20 protein-coding genes are annotated in these 23,807 nt (G+C 43.4%); 10 read left to right on the top strand and 10 right to left on the bottom strand.

All coding sequences use genetic code 11. The annotated features are described in order from the left end of the window. Nucleotides 1-15 precede the first annotated feature (15 nt). Nucleotides 16-1,527, top strand: a complete 1,512-nt coding sequence (locus tag DBR43_RS05505) for a RagB/SusD family nutrient uptake outer membrane protein (RefSeq protein WP_124578675.1) — start codon at nt 16-18, stop codon at nt 1,525-1,527. A 114-nt stretch (nt 1,528-1,641) separates the two neighbouring features. On the opposite strand, the gene DBR43_RS05510 is transcribed toward DBR43_RS05505, so the two are convergent. From DBR43_RS05510 to DBR43_RS05520, 3 genes are all read right to left on the bottom strand, one after another. Beyond that, nucleotides 1,642-2,874 carry a BamA/TamA family outer membrane protein gene (locus DBR43_RS05510; protein ID WP_124578677.1) on the bottom strand — a complete coding sequence of 411 codons (1,233 nt, stop codon included), beginning with the start codon at nt 2,872-2,874 and terminating at the stop codon, nt 1,642-1,644. A gap of 61 nt (nt 2,875-2,935) precedes the next feature. Then, nucleotides 2,936-5,278, bottom strand: coding sequence for a glycoside hydrolase (locus DBR43_RS05515; protein WP_124578679.1), 2,343 nt, complete (start codon nt 5,276-5,278; stop codon nt 2,936-2,938). 10 nt (nt 5,279-5,288) lie between these two features. Continuing rightward, entirely contained in the window at nt 5,289-5,900 is a 612-nt protein-coding gene (locus DBR43_RS05520; RefSeq protein WP_124578681.1) for an SMI1/KNR4 family protein, read from the bottom strand. An 88-nt stretch (nt 5,901-5,988) separates the two neighbouring features. Here DBR43_RS05520 and DBR43_RS05525 point away from each other — a divergent pair, with 88 nt between their 5' ends. Together DBR43_RS05525 and DBR43_RS05530 are read left to right on the top strand one after the other, a co-directional pair. Further along, entirely contained in the window at nt 5,989-6,969 is a 981-nt protein-coding gene (locus DBR43_RS05525; RefSeq protein WP_124578683.1) for a helix-turn-helix domain-containing protein, read from the top strand. A 2-nt stretch (nt 6,970-6,971) separates the two neighbouring features. Next, nucleotides 6,972-7,982 carry a helix-turn-helix domain-containing protein gene (locus DBR43_RS05530; RefSeq protein ID WP_124578685.1) on the top strand — a complete coding sequence of 337 codons (1,011 nt, stop codon included), beginning with the start codon at nt 6,972-6,974 and terminating at the stop codon, nt 7,980-7,982. 90 nt (nt 7,983-8,072) lie between these two features. Here DBR43_RS05530 and DBR43_RS05535 read toward each other — a convergent pair whose 3' ends face one another. Together DBR43_RS05535 and DBR43_RS05540 are read right to left on the bottom strand one after the other, a co-directional pair. Continuing rightward, nucleotides 8,073-8,522, bottom strand: coding sequence for a hypothetical protein (locus DBR43_RS05535; protein WP_124578687.1), 450 nt, complete (start codon nt 8,520-8,522; stop codon nt 8,073-8,075). 76 nt (nt 8,523-8,598) lie between these two features. Next, the gene (locus tag DBR43_RS05540; RefSeq protein ID WP_124578688.1) at nt 8,599-8,838 is read right to left on the bottom strand and encodes a hypothetical protein; all 240 of its coding nucleotides are present in this window, start codon (nt 8,836-8,838) and stop codon (nt 8,599-8,601) included. A 113-nt stretch (nt 8,839-8,951) separates the two neighbouring features. On the opposite strand from DBR43_RS05540, the gene DBR43_RS05545 reads away from it, so the two are divergent. Together DBR43_RS05545 and DBR43_RS05550 are read left to right on the top strand one after the other, a co-directional pair. After that, nucleotides 8,952-9,254: an isochorismate lyase gene (locus DBR43_RS05545; RefSeq protein WP_124578691.1), complete on the top strand. Its 303-nt coding sequence runs from the start codon at nt 8,952-8,954 to the stop codon at nt 9,252-9,254. Between the two features lie 20 nt (nt 9,255-9,274). After that, complete coding sequence (locus DBR43_RS05550) at nt 9,275-9,595, top strand: hypothetical protein (RefSeq protein ID WP_148090756.1); 321 nt, start codon at nt 9,275-9,277, stop codon at nt 9,593-9,595. Nucleotides 9,596-9,611: 16 nt separating this feature from the next. On the opposite strand, the gene DBR43_RS05555 is transcribed toward DBR43_RS05550, so the two are convergent. After that, entirely contained in the window at nt 9,612-10,445 is an 834-nt protein-coding gene (locus DBR43_RS05555) for a DUF6266 family protein (protein ID WP_124578695.1), read from the bottom strand. Between the two features lie 359 nt (nt 10,446-10,804). On the opposite strand from DBR43_RS05555, the gene DBR43_RS05560 reads away from it, so the two are divergent. Next, nucleotides 10,805-13,690, top strand: a complete 2,886-nt coding sequence (locus tag DBR43_RS05560) for a TonB-dependent receptor (protein WP_124578697.1) — start codon at nt 10,805-10,807, stop codon at nt 13,688-13,690. A gap of 75 nt (nt 13,691-13,765) precedes the next feature. Here the strand turns inward: DBR43_RS05560 and DBR43_RS05565 are convergent, their stop codons facing one another. Beyond that, nucleotides 13,766-14,734, bottom strand: coding sequence for a helix-turn-helix transcriptional regulator (locus tag DBR43_RS05565; RefSeq protein ID WP_124578699.1), 969 nt, complete (start codon nt 14,732-14,734; stop codon nt 13,766-13,768). Between the two features lie 49 nt (nt 14,735-14,783). On the opposite strand from DBR43_RS05565, the gene DBR43_RS05570 reads away from it, so the two are divergent. From DBR43_RS05570 to DBR43_RS05580, 3 genes are all read left to right on the top strand, one after another. Then, a complete protein-coding gene (locus DBR43_RS05570; protein ID WP_124578701.1) occupies nt 14,784-15,443 on the top strand; it encodes a CatA-like O-acetyltransferase in 660 nt (219 codons plus the stop codon). Nucleotides 15,444-15,877: 434 nt separating this feature from the next. Beyond that, nucleotides 15,878-18,082: a peptidase domain-containing ABC transporter gene (locus DBR43_RS05575; RefSeq protein WP_124578703.1), complete on the top strand. Its 2,205-nt coding sequence runs from the start codon at nt 15,878-15,880 to the stop codon at nt 18,080-18,082. Between the two features lie 27 nt (nt 18,083-18,109). After that, nucleotides 18,110-19,423 (top strand): HlyD family efflux transporter periplasmic adaptor subunit, encoded by a 1,314-nt coding sequence (locus DBR43_RS05580; RefSeq protein ID WP_124578705.1) that lies wholly within the window; start codon nt 18,110-18,112, stop codon nt 19,421-19,423. On the opposite strand, the gene DBR43_RS05585 is transcribed toward DBR43_RS05580, so the two are convergent. Genes DBR43_RS05585 through DBR43_RS05595 form a run of 3 tightly spaced genes read right to left on the bottom strand, consistent with a single transcriptional unit; the run spans nt 19,420 to nt 22,297 of the window. Continuing rightward, nucleotides 19,420-20,649, bottom strand: a complete 1,230-nt coding sequence (locus DBR43_RS05585; RefSeq protein ID WP_124578708.1) for a hypothetical protein — start codon at nt 20,647-20,649, stop codon at nt 19,420-19,422. The genes DBR43_RS05580 and DBR43_RS05585 overlap by 4 nt on opposite strands. Further along, a complete protein-coding gene (locus DBR43_RS05590) occupies nt 20,646-21,092 on the bottom strand; it encodes a Rieske (2Fe-2S) protein (protein WP_124578710.1) in 447 nt (148 codons plus the stop codon). The genes DBR43_RS05585 and DBR43_RS05590 overlap by 4 nt, the downstream gene beginning before the upstream one ends. Nucleotides 21,093-21,094: 2 nt before the next feature. After that, nucleotides 21,095-22,297, bottom strand: coding sequence for a di-heme oxidoredictase family protein (locus DBR43_RS05595; protein ID WP_124578712.1), 1,203 nt, complete (start codon nt 22,295-22,297; stop codon nt 21,095-21,097). A 213-nt stretch (nt 22,298-22,510) separates the two neighbouring features. Between DBR43_RS05595 and DBR43_RS05600 the strand changes: the two genes are divergently transcribed. Next, a complete protein-coding gene (locus DBR43_RS05600) occupies nt 22,511-23,554 on the top strand; it encodes a hypothetical protein (protein ID WP_124578714.1) in 1,044 nt (347 codons plus the stop codon). Nucleotides 23,555-23,807: the final 253 nt, after the last annotated feature.

Below are 23,807 nucleotides of genomic sequence, written 5' to 3' on the forward strand. Positions count from 1 at the left end.
TTAAATATTCTGAACATGAAAACTAGATATATAACCGCTGTAATCGTTGCTTTTCTCTCCTTTACGGCATGTACCAAACTAGATGAAAAACTAAACGGCCAGATCAATGATGCCGGTGTAGGCTCCGGCAATGTCGCGGCAGTACTCAACTCCGCTTACAACGCCATGCGCGCACCTTATCAGGGGCCCTATGGCTGGTGGGCTTTACAGGAATTCCCAAGTGATGAAGCCATTGTACCTACCCGTGGTGGCGACTGGGATGACAATGGCGCATGGCGAGCTTTACACCTGCATCGCTGGGCATCAGACCATACCCGGATCCATTCCGTTTACCGGGACCTGAACAGCGTAAGCTATGTGGCAACGAGTGTATTGCAATTCAGTCCAACACCACAACAGGCGGCTGAAGCCCGCTTTTTACGCGCTTTTGCCCAATTCTCTATCCTCGACGGCTGGAACCAGGTCCCTTACCGTGATCCTGGTGAAGATGTTACACTGCCTTCAAGGGTGAGAAAAAATACCGAAGCCATTGCCTACATCATCGCAGAGCTGACCGAAATTCTACCCGCACTGCCAACCAGCCCAAATACCGGCGCGACCAAAGATGCGGCAAAAATGCTGCTGATGAAATGTTACCTGAATAAAGGCGCTTTCCTGAACCGTGCAGCCCCAACTTTCGATCCGGCAGATATGGCCAAAGTGATCGGCCTGGCAGATGAAATCATCACCGGAGGTGCTTATACCCTGACCCCCAATTATTTCGACAATTTTGCACCAAAGAATGACCTTCTTGCCAAAGAAAATGTCTTTACCGGTAAAAACAGTGGTGGCGTAGATGCCGGTGGATTAAATGCCATGTGGGTAGCCCCACTGCATTACAACCAAAGCCCAAGTGGAAATAACGGCTTTTGTACCCTTTCCGACTTCTACAATAAGTTCGAAGCTTCGGATTCCAGACGAGGTGGAGCTTATACAGGCGTTACAGATGTATCGGGTGTCCGGGTAGGTTTTCTCGTAGGTCAGCAGGTCAATCAAACCGGCGCACTGATCAAAAACAGACTTGGGGAGAACCTGATTTTTACACCTGAAGTGAACATCATTGAGCGTGATCCGAAAAGGCTGGAAAATGCAGGAATCCGGGTCATTAAATACCCTGTTGATTATGCAAACGGCTCTTCCGGATTTCCGGATAACGACTGGGTTTACTATAGGTACTCAGATGTGTTACTGATGAAAGCTGAAGCCTTGCTAAGGACTGGACAAGGCCCTCTAGCGCTACCTTTGGTGAACCTGGTACGGACTACCCGCGGGGCTTCCATCTGGGGAAGTGTATCACTGGACCAGTTGCTGGACGAACGCGGTCGCGAGTTCTTCTGGGAAGGGGTAAGGAGACAGGACCTGATCCGCTTTGGTAAGTTTTTAACACCATGGCAGGAAAAACCAAGTGATGATCCGAAATACCTGATTTTCCCGATTCCGGCCAATCAAATGGCAAACCCTAATTACACTCAGAATCCAGGGTATTAACACTACAAAAAGACGTTAGTCCATACGAAAAAACCCCTGTTTTGAAATTCAAAACAGGGGTTTTTCATGAGGTTCCATAATATTTTTATCCATCAAGCCTAAAAAACAAGCTGATTAAAAAGCTTCGCCCAGACTAAAGGTAAAGCTATTGTACCCCTTGCTCGTTCCATAATCAACACCAATATTGGTATTAGAGCTCTTATTGAATTTTACCCGGAGTCCGGTACCGACGGCAGGTTTCCAGGAGCTAAACATCGCATTAGAACCACTCACGGTATTGACATTTGCAAACACCACAAAACCTAACAAACCATTATTGGTAATGTCCCTCCGGTATTCGCTTTCCAGATAAAACAGGGACTTTCCGCGATAACGGTTCTGGTCGATTCCCCTCCCCGATCGGTTTGCAGGGTCCCAACCGATACTGGGTAAATCAAGGTAAGGAGTTTTATTGCCCAGGCTTGTCCAGAGGTAAGTCCAGAAAGCCAATGTATTTTGCTGATCAGGTTTGGATGGATTCATGGATATATATTTTCTGACATCCAGGTACAAAGAGCTCCAGGAATCATTGCTTCCTAAAAATTTAGGATTCACCCGATAAACCAGGTTGCCATACATCCCCGGAAGTGGATTAATCGAATTGCTCCGGGTATCGTACAGCAAATTGAAAGTAATCCCCGAAGAAAAAGAGTTTTTGGCAGTCCCGTATTCATAGTTTGTATACTGTTTCAGGTCCACATTCGGATCTTCACTTTTTATATTAAAATGGTAATCAAGGTTATAACCCAATCCTGCAAAGAAATAGGGTTTGATCCGTTTCAATGCACTTTGGTAAAAGCGGATATACTTGTAATCTACCAGTATCGGCTCGGGCCTTACCGCATTGCTTCCCAGTCCCCAGGTGTATTGCGGATAAACCAGAAAACGCGTATCTCCCTGGATTACCCATTTATTATCAGGAAGCCATACGGTGCTGCGCAGAGGCAAACCAAAGCGGTTACCTAAATTCCAGTAGGGAGTGAAGGTCACGGAAGAAAGGTTTGTGGTCTTCCTTGGCCCAAGGTACATGGCTGCAGTGGTGCTTGTCACCAATGCACGGCCACTTCCGCCAGGAACAGTACTGCTCACCGGAAGTATAGAGAAATATACTTTTTTACCCCGTTCTGCTTTGATTTCCTTCGGTTTTATCTTAAACAATGACTTGGCCACATCGATCAGATCTTTCTGAGCTGAGGTGTCCGTTTCGACCGTTTGCTGCGTAGCGATATTGCTCACATTCTGGGCATATAAGCCACAGGGAAATAGCAACAAGAAAAATAAACCTGCTTTTACTGGAAATCCTTGCATAAGAAATAACTGAATCATTAGTTATTCAATAAACGTGCCTGTAATTAGGGATGGTTCCCGTTTAGGGTTTATATATTTCAAAAGTATTGCCAATAAGTTCATGAATGATCAGTGTCTGTGGCAGAATTACCTGGTTCCTGTAGGTAAAAGGAACCCTGCCGAAATTAGCGATCACCTCCATCTTATCGCCAAATGTGGTTTTCTGAACCTGATGGTCTTTGCTCAGCCAGTCAAATGCTGTCATTTCCAATTTCACGGCTTGTTCATGTGTTTTCGAGAAAACTTTTACATGCCTGGAAATGACCTCATTAAACTTCAGCCAGCTTTCATCATTAAGATGATACAATGGAGGAACATTAAATAAGATTTCCTTCAATTCCGTCTGCCTCAGCTCAGAAGGCACTTTCAAACTCCCCCACTCCCAATGATGAGAAGTGATCACGGCATTGTTATAGACCAGTTGAAATAAGGGAATGTTAAAACGGCTGTCATAATACAGATAACGGTATTCGTCTTTTAGTGCAGCCTGCAGGCCATACCTGTCCGGAACCCCTCCATTATTAGAGAAATATCCTCCGATATAGTATTTTGATGTTTTGTTTTTCCTCATGTCCGGGTCATTCCAGGCAATCACAGGAGTTGTCATTCCATGACCATACGCAATGACCTCCGCAGCAAAATCATTTCCAACTTCCGAACCGACAACCAGTTTATAGGTGTCCCTGATCCAGGCCATTCTTTGCAAACGCGCTTTGATGTCATCCTCCTGACTGCTCATTCTTCCGGGCGTATAATCATCCAGACTCTCCCCAGTGGCATCACAATCAATAAACCAGGAGTTGAATACCTTCCCTGTATTGGCCATCACCTCTGCCATCCTGCTTTTTACTGCAGGCATCGATAAAGCAGGGTTGAGCTTACGGCCCTTGCCTAGAAAACCCAAAGACGGCTTTCCGTTTTTATTCATCACAAAGGCGCTGGTAAACAATGTGGTATCGGAAAATTTCGCAGTGATCCAGCCTTCTTTTCCGGGTTGATGAATGCTGTGATAGGAATCATAGGGACCGATTAAATAGCCTTTTGCTACCGCCTTGCCAACAAACTCCGGATGAATCTCGGCAGGCATCCAGTCGTTTAAACCGAGCCATGCTTTTTTTATTCCTGCGCTCTGCATTTCATCCAGCATTTTGGGTGCTGCACCTCCCCAGTCTGCTGCCGGACTAAAGACCTCCGGATATGCGGCCCTCAGCAACAGTTGATTTAAGCGGTAAAGTTCCATGGCATTCAGCCGGTCAATACCTTTACCGATCAGACTTAAAGCGTCTTTACCCGGATTTACATTGCTCCAGGCCAGTTTATTATAAAAATCCTTCCTCAGCAGCACTTCATTGATCCCCTGGATCAACCCATTCTTCTGGTACTTCGTGATAAAGTCGTCCTTAACAAAATCGTCCAGCTGTTTTTGAAACTCCCTCCCCGATTCTCCTCCTGAAAACTGTCTGAACATATTTTTTGTAGGGTTCATTGCCCTATCTTTCAATTGTTCCAGGATCATTTTTTTAAACAGCTTCCAGTTGAGCACATCATTTGATACCAGGAATTTATCATTCCAGATATAGATATGAGGAGCACCATATAATTTCCGGATATTAGGATTATCTGCAGCTTTTTGCTCCAGCGTAATGATCTTCCCTTTTTCTTCCCGATATTTTTTATAGGTCTTTGCAATGGTTGTTATACTGTTTGCGGTCAGGTAAATTCTGAAACCATATTGCTTATCGGAAACGGTAGCAGGAAATTCATGATTAAAACTCAATCCCAGTATGCCATTATTGTTTGCAAAGTTCAGCTTGTTATTGAACATATTCCGGATCACATAAACCAGCGCTTTATCTCCGGTGCCTGCAGCAAAAAACTGCATAGACAAATCCTGAGCGCCACTCAAAGGACCGCTTTTGGTCAGATGGCTGATCCATGCGGTATCCCTGGCCGGAATGTATTTCCCCTGATGTAAAGGAATCGTGAGGGCATCTATCTTTCCATTCAAAACAGGCCAGGTAAAGTCCGTTGTTTTACCGGCTTTGATGTTTACCTCTAAAAAATCAGGATGCAATTCCAGCGATACCTGAATCCCTTTTTCAGGATAGTTCCATGAAGCGCTCTTTTCCGCAAATACCAATCCGCTTAAGGCTTCTTTTTGAAGCGGGGCCGAAACCGGATACCGCTTTCCATCTGCATCTACGGCCGTAACTGAAAACAATTCCGGATTAACCTCCATCTTCTGCGTACCGTTTACCAGGTACAGCAGTTCCTGCTGATTTACATGCTGTCCAAAAGTATCCAGTACAGCAAACAACAGGACCAGCACCATGCTTTTCCTTCCCAGCCTCTTCAATTTTCTCAATATTTTTTCTTTAGTTATTGTCAAACACTCCACACCAGATTTCGTAATGCTTACCTGCCCATTTCTTCATTTTTGGGAAGTACCATTTTGCGGCACCCTGTGCCAAACAGAATCCTTTATCATCATCAACGATTCCTTCCTCCTCAAAATTGCTCAGGGCATGATGTAATGCGGCACTGCAGAGCAGAAATTGCGCAAAATTATCTGCAATTACATCTCCGTAATCCCAATTTCCGGCTCCGTGTTCCAATCTTAAAATACCATTTTCCGGCGCATCCATATTTATAAGGATGGGGTCTGCTCCTTCGTCGGCAAAAAGGAAAGAGCCTTTATCCCAATCTTCCAGTTCTGATTTCGCAGCCGAATCATAATTGTATCCATCCTGAACATACTTTAAGTTGTCAATGCCATATACCACTATTGGGTTTCCGGCAGTCAGGAAATAAAAATCCTCAGCAGGTGTATAGCTGCTGATGTATTTTCTTAAGTCTTCCGGCAATGTGCGGCCAAACTCTTTTTCCAGTCTTTCGATATGCTCAGCATGATCTGATAGCCCAAAAGGCAATTCCTCTTCATCGTTCCAGAACTTTTTTATTTCTTCAATAGCAGCTTCTATAGTCATATTAAATTTATTTTCATAGGTTTCTATACCCGACAAACATACATTATTCAGAAAAACATATTACTATATTTACCCAAAGGTTAATTTAATGAAGGAAGTTATTCACCAGTATGGGGTAGAATTGGATTGGGTAGCAGGTCTTGCTGCTCAGCTGAATGGCCATGTGGAAGGAAACCGCATCATCATTCCCGATGAGGTCCATCCGGGAAACCGCTATGTACTTCCCATTAATGAATCTTTAACCGCCTTTATTATTGATGTCAGGTACCGGCAGGATGTTGTCTTTAAATTAAGAAACACCAGGAGTGATTTTGTTGGCCTCTATTTCAACCTCACTGAAGGAGACTCCATTCATATCCTTGATGAGGTGTCCAGAACTGCCGGACGATGGGGCTATAACCTGGCCATATTTGATGCAGAGATGCAGGGCGATTTCCAGGTTAAAGCGGACTGTATCACCTATATGATTGCCATTTTTATCAAAAAAACGGCTTTAAAGCAATACGTTTCAAATATTCCTCAACATCAGCAGCTGGTAGAATCCATATTTAACCCGAAACTCAATACCATTGTGCGTTTTGACCGCATGAGCAATCAGGCCTGGTGGCTGATGAATGAATTGCGAAAAGCCTCACCGGAAGGCCCTTTATACGATGTTTTTGTCACAGGAACAGTCTATGGTTTAATTGGGGATTATATGGATCAGCTCATTAGCCAGGAAATCATCATCGAACAGGTGATTGCAGAAGATGTAGTGAATATCGTTAATTCACAGGCTTTTTTAATCGAAAACATTGAAAACGCTTTCCCCGGAATAGCAGAGCTCTCGTCTAAGGCAATGATGTCGGAAACAAAGTATAAAAAGCTCTTTAAAAAGATGACTGGCGTAAGTCCCAATGCCTTTTTCCTGAGCAACAAGCTTTCTTTTGCGAAAGAAGTGCTGGAAACAGGCAATTATACCATTGCAGAAATCGCAGACCGGTTTAACTTTTTCGGTGCTTCACACTTCATTGAACAATTTAAAAACTCCTATGGTGTTCCTCCGAAGGAGTACCTGACCCAATTATAACCATGACGACCGAAAGAATCGAGTTTTTCTACCACTATACGATGGGCCCGGAATGGCAGCAACAGATCGTTGATCAGTTGGGTGCAAGCCTGACCGACAATAAGATCATGATCATGCCGGAAGGGATCGCATCGGGAGGTTCCATCTTTCTGGAAGTATTGCCAGGCTTATCCGTACTGCTGCTGGACATGACCTTTCGGGTTCCCGTAGCCATTACCAGGGTTCCAACGGACCACAACTATTACATGGTCTATTTTGATATTGGCGATGAGATCACCACTCATATCGTAGAGGATAGCATTCATAAAGCCGGATACCATTCGAAGTTGGGCATGAGTTTCATGGATGCCAGTTCAAAAGGAACGATCATGCCACCGGTTGGAGAACGTTCTTATAGTTTAAGGTTATTTATCGCGAAGCATTATTTAAAAGAACTGGGCGCTTCTACAAGAGAGCTTTCGGTCAACAATCAATTATTTGACGAGACAAAAAACACCTTATTCTTCTATAGTCACATTGACAGCAGAAGTAAAGTACTTTTAAACAACCTGAAAGAGCAGCCTTTTACCAATCCGTCTTTCGAACTAAAACTGAAAAGCACGGCCTTATACCTGTTGGGTTATCTGGTAGAGCGGGTCAGTCGGTTTGAGCCTATCATCAATAAACTCTCCCAACAGGACATCGACAATGTGCTGAAAACCTCCCAATACCTGCTGGATCACCTGCTCGATGAATTTCCGGGATTACAGAAAATGGCAGATCTCGCGGGAATGTCTGTTTCTAAATATAAAATACTGTTTAAGAAAATGCTCAAGGAAAGCCCGAACAACTTTTTCTTAAATGAGAAACTGCTGCTGGCCCAAAAGCTATTGCAAAGCGGCGACTTTAACAGCGTTCAGGAAATTGCCTACGAACTGGGATACAGCAGTCCGAATTACTTTGCCAAAGTATATAAGAAGATGTTTGGACTTTTACCCGCTGAAGTTTTGGTAAAAGCAGCATTGATGGGATAATCCGGATTGGCTTATAAAGAAGAAGCAGGCATGCCCTAAGGCATAACCTGCAATCCCCCCTCTACTAATCGATAAAGAAACCCCTATAGGTTATTTTTGCATGCTGAATACCAGGTAACCTTTATCTTTGGTATGGATAATTACGTTTCTACCTTTGTTTTCAAACTGTTGTCCAAGTTCTAAAAACTGAACAACCTTCATATCATTCTCTCCCGGGGCAATTTTAGAGGTAGAGATTTTTACATCCTTCAATCCATCCTTATCGCTTACGGTATAACTTCCGCTCAATTGAATATTTTCAGGTTTACCTGAGACGTTTGCAGTTTGTTTTGCCTGATCAAACGTAAGGCTTAGACCACTTACCGGAAATTCAACCGTTGCGGAATCTTTTCCCTGAGCATTAAGCTGATGCATTTCAATTAAACGGTATTGTCCTTTTGGAAGTGCTGCGCCATCTCCCGGATTTTGATCATTGTCTTTTTTACATGCGGTAAATGCTGCTGCTATAACTACTAGTGTTGCTAAAAATTGGGTTTTCATAATGTTCTTTTTTTAAATTATTTATTGTTTATATATCAGTTGTGTGTTGTGTTTCATTTTTCATACCTGCCGGAGTTTACTCCAGGCCGAGGTAGTTTGCTATCAATTGCTGATCAGTTTCCGGTTTGCTTGAAATGGATAAGGAGGTACTCTCTCCAATACAAATCACCCGCTTCCTTCCTTTTTCTTTAACCACGACAAAAAAACCGGCACTCTCTACTTCGTTGTCTTTTCCCGCCACCTCTGCATGAATGAGCTCAGATGGAAATAAAATGGGGTTTCCTTTAACGACGATATACTTTCTTAGTGACAACATATTTTGTTTCAATTATTTATGATACAAAAGTACGGTCGGCCCTGATCAGCAAGGGGTAGGATCAGACATTTAACTATTAAAATAAGACCAAATGAGATCTTATCTTTGTGTTTATGAAGAACGCAGCAGCATGTGAAAACATGGAAGAAATCCGCGGGGAGATTGATCAGCTAGACAAACAGGTGATCCATCTGATAGGCCAGCGCTATAAATATGTGCAGGCGGCCGCAAAGTTTAAAAAGGATGAAAACTCAGTAAAAGCACCGGAAAGGTTTAAAAGCATGCTGGAGAAAAGAAGAGAATGGGCGATACAGGAAGGCCTTTCTCCTGATGCCATAGAAAAGATGTTCCGCGATCTGGTCAACTATTTCATTTCCGAAGAACTGAAAACCTGGAAAAAAGAAGGGTCTTCCTGATGATTGCTAAAAACCGCTCATTGAAGACCAAAGTAGGGATTGCGCTTTGCTTTGTATTGCTGTCCGGCTGCTTTCTCCTAAATGCCAATGCAGTTGCCAACCTATGGTCAGTTGCCACAGGGAGAGGTTACCTCATTCCCGAAGAAAGTTCCATGACCAGGTTCAGGGTTACTCAAATGAACAGAGGATCCGGAGAATACTGGCTTTACGCAGAAGATGAAAACAACTATTATACGATGATGGAAAAATCAGGCACAAAGCCTTACCTGTCCTTCTCTAAAGAGAAAGCTGCAAACTGCCTTCATTTCGACAAGTTTGAGGTTAAAACCTGGTGCAACTAAAAAAATTAAAAGAAATTCAGGAAGGGGCCTTTCTGTTCTTTAGTGCTTCCAGAAACCAAAGTCTGTTCCGTTCATGTGTAATCTTTGGCGCTGGAATTATGGGTTCTTCCCGGTTTTCCGATCCTTTAGAAATGGGTATACTTTTTCTTTCTACTGTTGTTTTCTCTTCGGCAGGCTGTTGATTTTCAGTCTCAATTTCCGGGGATTTCTGAACAACCGCAGCGATCGAGCCTACATATACACTGTCTGATACTTTTGTTCCTACAGCATTAACAAAGGAAATATAGGCTTCCATATGTGCATCTTTAAAACTCCATTCAATAGGTAACAGGTCTCTGCCGTCACTGCGCTTTGATCCACTTGGATGATAGCTCATTTCGCCCAGTTCAGGGAAACAAACCAATAACATTACACGATCGTGTTTCTGTTCGTTGGATACGCAGGAGGGGTCCCATGTAAATAAGAGTCCCTCCTCAGTTCTTTCCATCTGAGGTTGTTTCGCAACCGCGAGGTTTCCCTTGCTGACCAATACCTTACTGTAATCCATACTGATGTCTGGATATTCTCCCTTAAGGGCATTCATTTTATTATAAGAAACCGCCTCATTATAGGCATTTCTATTTGTCCCTGCCACCTCAAACCGAAACCCTACCTGAATAAAAGGGAGTGCCGGCTGCAAAAACCGGTTCACAACCGTCATCTTTTCACAGTTTGCTTTCCTTGCCGGGGTTAAGGGTTTCTCGCTCTTGCCAATCTGCCTCATGACGTTCTGTCCTTTGAGTACATAGCCTACCAAATTTCCGACCCTTCCATGGAGCACTCCAAAGGGGCCACCTATTAATTTTCCCATAATTTTGTTTTTTAATTCGTTAATAAAAATTATTTTACTGAATATACGAAATCAATACCACATCCGGTTAATTTGAGTTAGCCTCCCCGGCACCCGCCAATAGGGATCAACAGACCATCCACAGATCCTCAGAACCAATCAAGGATCAATCAACCCCCTATTACCGGTCTATTGTAAATCAATTGGAGGTAAACGCACGGTAAAAGCAATTGAAGGACACCCATCTCTGGAAAATCCGACAAAAAACTACCATATAAGTATAATAAAGTTGTTTTACCAGAGATTTTTGTATCTAAGCGGCTGAACCCTGAAAATTCGTGTAATTTTTTTGTTATATTGCTATATAAACCTACAACCTTATGAAAAAAAATTTACACACCACCATTTTTCTGGTCTTTTTTCTCCTTGCCTCCGGACAATTATTTGCCCAGGGTTTAAAAGGAAAAGTCACCGATTCTACCGGTTCCGTTATCCCGGGCGCCACCATTCAGGTGATCGGCGCTAAAATCGGAACTTCAACAGATGCCAATGGCCAATATGCCCTAAAATTTCCGGCAGCCGGAGCCTATAGGGTAAAAGTTTCCTTTACCGGATATGAAACTTCAGAAACTGAAGTTCAGATCGAAAATACGGTAAAAATACAGGATTTCACACTTAGAGATGCGAAGCAACTCCTGCTGGACGTGATTGTAGTGGGCTCTAGATCCTCCGTACCGAGAACCAATATTCAAAGTTTAGTTCCTGTAGATTTAATTACCAGTAAAGATGTCCGGACTTTTGCCCAGGTAGACATTACGCAAATCTTAAACTATGTAGCCCCTTCCTTTAACTCCAACAGACAAACGGTTGCTGATGGAACAGATCATATCGACCCGGCCTCTCTACGCGGTCTGGGCCCGGATCAGGTTCTGGTATTGGTTAATGGTAAACGCAGGCATACCACTGCCCTAGTGAACATCAACGGTACTTTCGGCCGCGGTACCGTAGGAACAGACATGAACTCCATCCCAGTTGCGGCCATCGAGCGCATCGAGGTTTTACGTGATGGGGCCGCCGCACAGTACGGCTCTGATGCCATCGCCGGAGTCATTAACGTCGTCTTAAAAAAAGTTACTCCCTATAGTTTTTCCACCTCCTTTGGCCAGTCTGATACCAAAGCCTTAGGCCGTGAGTTTAATGATGGCCGTACCTTCCAGGTCGATTTCAGCAAAGGATGGGCTTTTAAGAACGACAGGGGCTTTATCAATTTCGCCGGACAATATTTACAACGCGGTTTTACCAACCGTGGTGGTTTAGATACCCGTCCTTTATTGTATTCTGCATCACCAACCAAAGGCCCTACAGAAACTGAAGCCGCTTTTCAGGCCAGATTTGCCAGCCTGAAAGCAGCAGATGATGCCAGGGCCGCAGCAAACGGGCTCGACAGAAACAACATGCGTGTAGGAAATTCAGATTCCAAAAACGGTGGTTTCTTCCTGAACGGACAATACAACTTCTCTGACGCCGCGGAGCTTTATTTCGCAGGAGGCTATACCCATAAAACCGGAAGTGCTGCAGGTTTCTTCCGCCTGCCTACACAGACCACTCAGATCGATCTGAGCATATATCCCAACGGGTTCCTGCCGCTTATCGATACCAAAATCAATGACCTCTCCTTTTCTGCCGGACTGAAAGGCAAACTGGGCGGATGGAATTACGACCTGAGCAATACCAGCGGAGAAAATAACATTGCATTCGACATTAACAATACGGTAAATGCCTCACTCCCGACAGGCACGAGCCCGACCTCCTTTTATGCAGGTAAATTGTTTTTCAGACAAAATACGACCAATCTGGACCTGGATAAAAAGTACAGCTTTGATGGTGGTTTTCTGACTTCATTAAATACGGCTTTCGGCGGGGAATTCAGAATAGACAATTATCAGATCAAACCAGGAGAAGAGCTGTCTTATTCTTATGGTCAGCCTTCGAAAAATATTCCCGGCCGAATGGTAGGATCTTCATTTACGGCAGCTGGTGCACAGGTATTCCCGGGTTTCAAGCCTGCGAATGCACTTGATAAATCCAGACATAATACCAGTGCTTACCTCGATTTGGAAGCTGAATTCGGCTCAAGAGTCATGCTGGAAGCAGCCGGACGCTATGAAAATTACAGTGATTTCGGCTCCAATTTCTCCTATAAATTTGCAGGCAGAATAAAACTATTCGGGGACATTTCCCTGCGTGGTGCTTATGCAACCGGCTTCCGGGCACCTTCTTTACATCAACGCTTTTTCAATAATGAGAGTACTCAGTTTGTTGCCGGAAATCCCACTCAGGTGCTAACGGTAAACAACGACAATCCCATTGTTGCCCAGTTTGGTGTAGGCTCCTTAAAACCGGAAATTTCCAGGTCAGGAAGTTTAGGCCTTGCAGGAAGAATTGCCAAAACATTTACGTTTACCATTGATGCTTACAACATTGATATTGACGACCGCATCGTTTTCTCCAGTCAATATGCCCGGGAACGTGGTGCCGGTGGGGTACTCATCCCAACGGGTGTGGTAAACCAGATCTTAAATACGGTAGATCCAAATGCACAGGTAAATAGTGTTCAGTTTTTCACGAATGCCATTAAAACAAATACTGCCGGTTTAGATGTCGTACTGACCAACAGGTTTACTTTAGGCACTTCCAGCAGTTTGTTATTGAGCGTAGCCGGAAACCTGAACAAAACGATTGTAAGGAGTGTTCAGGGTTCTGCAAAAATAGAAAGTGACCCAACATTGAAAGCCAAGCTGTTTGACCGTTTGGAGCGTTCCCGTTTTGAAAGCTCTGTTCCTAAAAACAAACTGAACATCACGGCCAATTACACGATAGATAAATTAAGCTTTGTAGCCCGGACCGTTCGTTTTGGTGAGGTGACCTTTTTAAATGCAATAGATCCCAACGTTCCGGCCAATGGTTTACCGGTACAACTGGATCAGACCTTCGCTCCAAAATGGGTAACCGATTTCTCGGTAAGTTATGCACCAAGCAAAGCATTAACGCTAACGGTAGGTGCCAACAATATATTTGATGTATACCCTGATAAGTTATATATCGACCCCCGGAATAATGAAAACAATTTGAGTGGTGTTGCTACGACGAACTATTCAGGCGGCTTAGACAATACCTCTAATGGCAGGTTTCTATTCCCAAGGGCGATCAGTCAGTTTGGCTTTAGCGGCCGCTATGTATATGGCAAAATCGCCTGTACTTTCTAGCATCCCGCCTTAGCCCCTTACCTTAGCTTTTAGCTTCACAAACAGAAAGCCGGTCAATATGACCGGCTTTCTGTTTTAAAAATTCGGATTATACTTTCCTGGCGAATAACCATAACATTGCCTGAATGCCCGTATAAATGCGGAATCTGAAGCATAACCGATTACTGCTGCAACCTCCCCAACAGTAAAGCCCCCACTGGCAAGCAGTACCTGCGCATGATTTAACCTGAGCTGCTGGATATAGCCAAAAACCGTTGTTCCAAATAATTTTTTAAAGCCTCTTTTCAGCTTGAACTCATTTAACATAAAGTTCCTGCTAATTTCTTCCAAGGTCAACTGATCTAGAAAATTTTCAGACAGATAGGCTTTACAACTCATCAGCCGTTCTGCATCTGTGCCTGAAATGTCATCCGTTTTATCCTTCTTGTTTTGCGGATCATGGTTTAGTGTCAAAAGAACCAGTTCTTTTACTTTCGAAGTAATATAGCTTGCTTTTAAAGTATCCGCAACCGGCGGAGCACTAATCAGACCAAGCGTCATATTTTGCCAATGGTCCATCCTTTTGCTCTGACTAAATAAGGAAAAAGATTCTGCTCTTGTGCTTCGGTCAAAAATCTCCTGAAAACCGGGCCCGCATTCCGCAAGTATTTGTCTGAAGAATGTTGGTTTCAGTCCCAGGCATATATATTCGTATTTCTGTTGCTCAGGGAAAGTAAAGGTACTTACAGGATCGATACAATTCATTACATTAAAATGGCCTTTTTCCATAGACAGCACTTCTTTGAATCCTGTAATCGAGGCATCCGATCTGCCCGAAAGTTCAAAATGAAAACTGACATGCGTCGTGTCCTCCATTCTGTTAACCCTGACCGTCTTCTTAAAATCCGCATAAAAATGCAAAATATCAAAATGCGCATTACGAAGACTTTTTGTCTGACATTCGAACCTATCCTTTAAGGTTACCGATGTTTCTTCAGCTTGAAACCCGGCAACAAACTCCCTTTTCATCAATGTTGCGAATTCTTTTCCTTCGATTTGATACATAATCCGTTTCGGTCAATTTTAAATCCTTTCCTGCATATTATAAAATCTAATGATCTTGCAATTTGCGCAGATGAAAGACATGAACAAATCTATAATAGATATTACAACCTGGAAAAGAAAAGACCATTATTATTTCTTTAAGGAATTTGAACAACCATTTTATGGAATCACGACAGATCTGAATTGTACGGAAGCATATCATTATTGCAAAGCTTATGAGATTCCTTTCTTCTTGTTTTACCTCTATAAATCGCTTAAAGCTGTTCAGCAAATCAATGAGCTTAAATACCGGATGGAACAGGATCAGGTATTTGAATACCGGCAAATTTCCGGATCGGTAACCGTCCTGAGGAATGATGAGACCTTCGGCTTTGCCTATTTCGACTACCATGAGGATTTTACGCAGTTTATGGAGCAGACAAAAATCGCCATGGCGGAAGTAAAAGCGGCAAAAGGCTTGCAAATAAGACCCGAATTAAACAGCGTCATTCATTATACCGTTCTTCCGGGGATAAAATTCTCCAGTATGCAGCATGTGCATTCAACATCTGTAAAGGACTGTGTTCCAAAAATCGCCTTCGGAAAGCTGACTTTCCTGAATGGTCAGGTTTTACTGCCGGTTTCCATCCATGTACACCATTCCCTTTGTGATGGCTTACACCTGGCAAAATACATTACCTGTTACCAGCAGGAACTGGAACTTCATTAACGCCTTCCTGTATTCCTAAAACACTGCGGCAGCATCAGTTGCCGTAAAAAACACTACGTTTGGCAGCGCTCTTTCTTCCGGAGGCACAAGCGCATATCCCCGAACTCGTTTCCGGAAAAAAAACAGATTTTACACGCCCCGGACCGCGGCTCAATTGCCGGTTGGAGGTCAATCTTTATTTGGTCGTTTTTTCAGAAAAGATACCAGATTCCCTCTTCTGAGTACAGAAACAAAAGCCCTCTTCATCGTGACCAGCTATTTTACATAGATTAATTTTATTTTTCAATACAGCAATTTAATTTGCACGAACAGGAATATTATTTGCTATGATCATATTAATTTATATATATTTAAAATACTAAGGAAAGGACTGCCTGCAATCGCTAATTGCAGATTAATCCTAAAGATTTTAAACATCATAAATGCTGTAGCTCTTGAAAAAATTTCCATTTTATAAACAACCGGACCAGATGGACTGTGGTCCAACCTGTTTACGTATGATCTCCAAACACTATGGCCGCAACTATAGTTTGCAGCGCCTGCGTGAAATTTCCGGAATCAATAGAGAGGGGGTTTCCCTTTTGGGAATCAGTGAGGCTGCTGAAAAAATTGGCTTCCGGACTACCGGTGTGCGGATTGACCTGGAGATGCTGCTGGAAGTGGAAATGCCCTGCATCTTACACTGGAGCCAGAACCACTTTGTGGTCTTGTATAAAGTTCCTTCAAAAACCAATTTAAAAGGAAAGAATTATTTAATCGCAGATCCCGCAAAAGGGCTTATTGCTTATACAGAACAGGAATTAAAAAGACATTGGATCAGCACACAGAATGATGGACAGGGAGAAGGTGTGCTCCTGATGCTTTCTCCGGCCCCGGATTTTTATGCTCAGGGCGGCGACCCGGATAAGGGATTAAATTTATCTTATCTGCTAAGCTATTTACTCAAGTATAAAAAGCTGCTTTTACAGTTATTTGTTGGATTGGGTGTAGGCAGTATCCTGCAATTGATCTTACCTTTTCTAACACAATCACTCGTTGATATCGGGATAAATTCTCGGAACCTGAACTTCGTTTACATCATTGTGATTGCACAGACCATGCTCTTTCTGGGCAGACTGAGTATCGATTTCATCCGTTCCTGGATTTTACTGCACATCAGTACCAGGATCAACATTTCCATCCTGACGGACTTCCTGATCAAGATCATGAAACTCCCGATGAGTTTCTTTGATACGAAGATGACAGGAGATATCATGCAGCGGATGAGCGACCAGGGAAGGATTCAGAGTTTCCTGACTGGTTCCTCCTTAAACACCATTTTCTCCCTCTTTAACCTCATCGTATTTGCCTTTGTACTGATGTATTACAATGTGACCATCTTTATCATATTTTTGGTGAGTAGTGTCATATACACCCTCTGGGTGGTGTTCTTCCTAAAAAAAAGAAGAGAACTTGATTTTAAGCGCTTTGACATTTCCTCTAAAAACCAAAGTAACATTGTCCAGCTCATCAGCGGAATGCAGGAAATTAAACTGAACAATTGTGAGCAGCAGAAAAGATGGGAATGGGAAAGGATTCAGGCTTCTTTGTTCAAATTTAGCGTGAAGAGCCTTGCATTGGGCCAGTATCAGCAGGTTGGAACTTTCTTTATCAATGAGGGCAAGAACATTCTGATCACTTTCATTGTGACCAAAGCTGTGATCGACGGACAGCTCACCCTGGGTGCCATGATGGCCATTCAGTACATCGTTGGCCAGCTGAACAGCCCCATTGAGCAATTGCTGGGTTTCTTACAACAATTCCAGGATGCAAAGATCAGTTTGGAACGCTTAAATGAGATCCATGAACTTCAGGACGAAGAGCCACTGGACAAATCTTTCATGACCGAACTGCCTTTAAATAAAAGCGTTTCTTTTCAAAACTTAACGTTCAGCTACCCTGGAGCAGGAAACGAGCCTGTTTTACAAGACATTTCCCTGAACATTCCGGAAGGAAAAACGACCGCCATTGTGGGCATGAGCGGCAGCGGGAAGACCACTATTTTAAAACTGCTGCTCCGGTTTTATGAACCCCAAAAGGGCGATATTAAAGTGGGCAGCACCTATTTAAATCAGATTGGTTACCGGTACTGGAGGGGCAAATGTGGGATTGTGATGCAGGATGGCTTTATCTTCTCCGACACGATTGCCAGAAATATCGCCGTTGGCGATGAATATCCGGACATGCCGAAATTACTTCATGCGATAAAAATCGCCAATATCAGTGATTTTATTGAAGAGCTTCCTTTGGGACTCAACACCAAAATCGGCGCTGCAGGGAATGGCATTAGTCAGGGTCAGCGGCAACGCATGCTGATTGCCCGTGCGGTATATAAAAACCCGGAATACATCTTTTTTGATGAGGCCACCAATGCCCTGGATGCAAATAATGAAAAAACGATCATGGAAAACCTGGAAACCTTTTTCAAAGGCAGGACGGTAGTTGTAGTTGCCCACCGCCTGAGTACGGTGAGAAATGCAGACAACATCATCGTACTGGATAAAGGCTCCATCATTGAACAGGGAACGCATCAGGAGCTGACCAATAATAAAGGCGAATACTATGAACTTGTAAGAAACCAATTGGAACTGGGCGCGTAATACCGTCTGTGCAATAGATCAAACACCATGGCTAAAAAAAACATTGAAGAAATAGAAGAAGAAGAGGCAATTACGGGATACGAGATCAATAGTGAAGAGGTTCAGGAAATTATCACCGCGGTCCCCTCCTGGATCTTGCGGAGCGGAAGTACGGCAATCTTTCTCATCCTGTTCTCTATTGTCCTGGCATCTGCATTTATACAATATCCTGATGTGGTTAAAACCCGCTTAAAGGTCAATTCCCTGAATGCCCCAAAGCTGGTTTATGTAAAACAAACAGGCAAGATTGTATCGCTTCTGATCAAGGAAGGCGCTCAGGTAAAGCAAAATCAACCTCTGGCATTTATGGAGAGTACCGCCAGTCATCAGGACGTACTTAAATTACATGAAGCCTTGGCCCAAATCACGGAACAATTGAACAAAACGGGTATGGCGAAGGTAGTGGTAATGGAAAATTTACGCCTCGGTGAATTACAGTCGGCCTATCAGAATTTCTATCAGCAATACCTGCAGTTCATCTCCACACAAAACGGTGGTTATTATCTGAACAGAAAAAAATACCTGCAGCAGGACCTCCTGGAAATTGAGAAGTTAAAGAACCAGATCATCATTCAGAAAAAGATCCAGGATAAAGAATATGCCAATGTGGAGCAGGAATTTGAAGCGTATAAAAAGCTGCATCAAAAAGGGGTGATTTCCGTTAATGAGTTTAAACAACAGGAAAACAAATACCTCGCGGGCAAATATCCGCTGGAGCAGACGGTTACCTCACTCATCAACAACAATACCACCTATGCCGCCAAGCAAAAGGAAATACTGGACGTAGACCATACCATTCAGGAAGAGAAAGCAAAGTTCATCCAATCGCTGAGCAATATGGTCACAGAAACCGATGCCTGGCTCAAGCTATATGTACTGAGTGCCCCGGTGGCAGGAATTGTGAGTTATGCCGGGATCGTACAGGAAAACCAGACGATGAATGCCAACCAGGAATTGTTTGTCATCAACCCGGCGAACACGAATTTCTTTGGCGAGGTCTATATCCCACAGGACAATATGGGCAAGATAAAAGTCGGCCAGCGGACACTGGTAAAAATGCGAAGCTTTCCTTTTGAGCAGTACGGACTGATCCGCGGCAATGTCAATTACATCTCAGACGTGGCTTTTAAAGACAGTGTATTTATTGCCAAGATCGCTTTCGACCAATTTGAGAATAAAGATCCGGAGCATAAAATCGTACTGAAAAATGGCATGCAGGCAGAAGTTGAAATTATTACGGAGGAAAGCTCCCTGCTGCGCAGGTTTACCCGGAACATTACCAAAATGCTGAACAACAATTAAAAATAGGTAGAGATTCCAAACTGCAGGGCAGCACTTCTTACCGAAGGGTTGCCCAGAAGGTCTTTTTGCCCCTGAGCCCGGTAATTCAACCTCAGCACCGTTTGTGCTTTTGGTCTGAAACTGATTCCCGGCATTATACTCCAGAGTTCATCTGCAATGTTCCCGCCTGTTTCTCTAAATTTACCCACGTTCCAATCCACATATTCCAAACGACAGGCCAGGTTTAAGGTTGCATTTTGCCAACCCAGGATATTTCTTTTTAAAACCGGCTGAACGATATCTACAAAACCGCCTTGCTGTCTGGAACCAAACTGCTGTGTATAGGTTTTCGGAACATCGACATTTACCCAGGCCCATTCTCCGGTAATGAAAGTATTGAGCACCGGGATGCTGGTATTAAAATCGATGGCAAAAACCCTCAGCGCCCTTTTATCGTCTATAACTATTCCGTCGTCCTTCCATTTATTGTAGATGCCGCCCATATAAGACAAGCCTATTTCTCCTATTTTCTGATGCCTGAATGCAATTTTCCCCGTGATCAACGGCTCGCCGCTTGCAATCTCTTCAAAGCGTTCTGCATTCGCTTTCGATGCAGGCAGAAAGGTTTTGTTCTCCTTATTTGTGATAATTGAATTGTCAAAACCACTGGAAGCATACAATTCATAACCAAACATCCAGTCTTTCTGGTAGTACTTTCCATAAATCCCAAATCCGGCATTACTCCAGGTAGCGGGCAACATTTGCGTCATGGCGATGGGGCGGTCTGTGAATTCCCATTTCGGGCCATCATGATTTTGGTTAAATGCCCCGATCGGGTTTACAATCATCCCTCCCCTCAGGTTCAATAAGGGATGCAGCTCAAAATCCAGTGCAGCGAACTCCACGGCAATCTCTTTTTCTGCCGGTTCAAATTCAATTTCCGACAGGAATTTGATCTTTTTACCAATCGCAGAGGCGACAAATAAGGTCATGCGCCTGAATTGAAACTGATGGCCCTCAGACACCCCCTCCTTACCCATGTATTGCCAGTTTGCTTCCATGTAACCTCCCAGGGCTACCGGCAATTTACCCACTGCAGTAAATGGCCTGCTGTAGATCGCATCCATATTCAGTGCTTGTTTGCCGGTATCTGCAACCTTAGTCTTTAAAAGCAGCGGATCAATCTGGGCCTTTGCCAGATGGGCTGATGCCAGGATGATCAGGCCGAGTGTATAGATCTTTTTCATACTGCTTTAAGGGATATTTTGATTTGATTTTGTTCGATGATGACCGGAAAGGTTCGTAAATCGGTATCTGCCGGTCCATTTTGCATCAACCCTTTATTGTTAAATTCGCTGCCATGCGCAGGACATTGCAGTTTGTCCCCAAATACCTGTAATTCTGCCCCAAGATGGGTACAGGCCATCCATAATGCGCTATAATTCTGTTCGTCAAACCGATAGACACAAATTGGATATTTCAATTGCTCATGGTTCAGAATGAGGTACTTTTTAAAATACTTCTTTCCTCCCCCACTCGTTTCAAAATCAGTTAAAGGAACCACAAGATCAGTCCCCATAATGGTTCCGGAACCTGTTTTTAAGGTACTGCAGCTCTCCAGAAATGCTGCCATACCAATCCCGCCCAGGCAGGCAAAGCCGCAGGTTTTTATAAAATCTTTTCTTTCCATTGTTACAGTGATTTTAAGAACTTAAGGATGGCCTTTTTGTCTGCATCCGAAAGTTTAACAAATTCATTCCTGGCGCGACTGCCTTCTCCTCCATGCAGCAATATCGCTTCTTCAATACTTTTGGCCCTGCCATCATGCATCAGATGGTAAGTTCCGCCCTGCGAGTTTGGCGAAAGCCCGAGACCCCATAATGGCGGCGTCCTCCATTCAAAGGTCTTAGCTGAGCCTTCTGTATAACCATCGTCCAAACCAGGCCCCATATCGTGTAATAACAAATCGGTATAAGGATGAAAAACCTGATGTGATAAAGCCCCAACCGGAGAAAAGCCTGTTTTCAAATCCGGGCGGTGACAGCCTCCGCAGTTGATCTGATCAAACAGGAGCCGTCCTTTTTGTACTTCCGCATCATTCGGATTGCGTGGGATCGGCGCTTTAAGCGTCTGTAAATAAAACACCACATTGTTTACCGTTTGCGTGGAGATTTCCGGATCAATCACCAGCCGGCTATAGGCATCAACAGGGTCAAAGCTGGAGGTAATCCCGATATCCTGGTTGTAAGCATTCACCGTTTGATGAAGCAGGTTATACGCAGCCGCTTTTTTACCAAAACGATGAATATATTTTCCGTTTTTCGGAATTGCATGGTTAAAAGGAAGGACATAAGCGGGAAAATTTGCATAATTCGGAACTCCGGAAATGCCATCCTTATCGAGGTCCTCAGGATCAGACATTGCCAGAAGGTCTTCATCAGTCACCAGCTCCAGAAAGCCCAGACCTGTATTTGCCGGAGGTGTAAATTTCGAAAAGGTAGCCCCTGCCGGGATTTGTTCCGGCAGAAATCCGGGAATCGCCCTGTTTTGCAATTGCGGGCCTCCCTGCTCTAAAAATTTATTGCCGGTTTCATCAGTCTGTCCAAAACGGGTAAGCGTGGTAAAAGGATGTCCTTTTCCGTCTCCCGCATGGCAACTGCCACAACTGGTGGCTACAAAAGCGGGGCCGAGGCCTTTTTCCGGAGTGAAAATCTCATCATTAAAAGCAACGTCCCCGGATAGAAACCTTTGGCTTTGCTCATAGTTCAGGCCCGCCACGGGCCCATCCAGCAATTGATCATCTGCAGGTGCAGGAGGCAGGACCTTTTCACAGGATACCATCATCATTGCGCTGGCAATGATAGAAGTAGATAAAAAAAATAGTCTGGTTGGCATTTTGGTTGTTTGATTATTTCACAAATCTAATTATATAGTTAGATTTTCAAAATAAAATTGTTAGATAAACCTAACAATAATTAAAAGGCAAGACATAAACCCAGTCTACGATCATAAAAATAAGGAATCAGCATCCGATATATTCAGATAATATCCGGCAGTTATAGAGAAATTGATTAAAGAAAATACTACATTGAATCATAAAATCTGACAATGGAACCTACAGACGTAAAAATATCCCGTAAGAAACCGGTTTTCCCGGTTTCCGCTGCTTTGCAGAAATATCTGAAAAGCTATCAGCGGGATTCCAAACTTCCGATCACGTATAATGATTTGCTGATGTTTAACGAGTCTTACCCCATTATGGATAAAAATGGCAAAGACACACTCTGGGAAGGTCCGATATATCCCTCCGATCAGCTGGAAAACCTGCACAATGGTTTAAAAGTGATTTATGCCAATCTAAAGGCCTCTGGAAACCTGCGGATCGTTCAGCATAAGTATATTGATAAGATTGAATATTGCACTTTTGGGAATACCCATCCTTTCCGTGTCAGGATAGTAAACCGCTTAAATGATGTATACGATTATTTTTATGTTAAAAAAGCAGATGCTTCCAGAATTTACGGACTTGAGATGGAAGAGATCCTTTCTCCGAACCAGGTCAATTATCTGGTAGACCGGGAAACCCTGATTGAAGAGCACATTGCCGGAATCCCTGGTGATGTTTTTGCAAAAACATACCTGTATAACCCGGAGTATAACCAGACCAGGATTGCCAAAGAGTTTGTGAAATTTAACGAACGTTGCCTCGTGATGTTGCTGGGCGACATGAGGGCCTACAATTTTGTGGTACAGATCACGCCGGATTTCGACGATATTCAATTCAGGATCAGGGCCATTGATTTTGATCAGCAGTTTTACGAAGGCAATGTAAAAGTATATTTACCCCAGTTTTTCAAGGAAAATTTCCCTTATGTCAAACTGTGTATGGAAGAACTGACAGACAAGACTTTCCTGCAATATCAGCAGGAGGAAAAATCGTCCATACTACATCGTGTACGAAGTGAAAGACACCGGCTGGCTGATTTAAGAGATGTATCCAATGCCGATGTCTTAACAACTGCAGAAAATACAAATACCTTAAAAATAGGCATGGCGGAACATTTTGCAGATCCGAATTACCTGGAATGTAAAACGATGACAGACATTATTGAGCTAAATGTTAAAAACATCATCCGGCAGGTAAAGCTATAATTCGGGTTTGTAAACCTGACTACACAAACGTTTGCGTAGTCAGCAGTCAGAATTTCACTATAAACGCCTGATATCCTGACAAAAAGCAATTTTAAAGAAAAGGAAAATATCTGGCAGAAATCCCTGCATTCATGTCCTGATCATGGCCAATAGTGGTCAATTCCATCATTTCCGCAGCCTTTCAGACTGCTCTTCAGACCTTCCATCCCTCTGGTATCTAACTGGTGATCAAGTGCTCATGCAAACGTTTGCG

Source organism: Pedobacter sp. KBW06 (assembly GCF_003852525.1).
Lineage (GTDB): Bacteria > Bacteroidota > Bacteroidia > Sphingobacteriales > Sphingobacteriaceae > Pedobacter.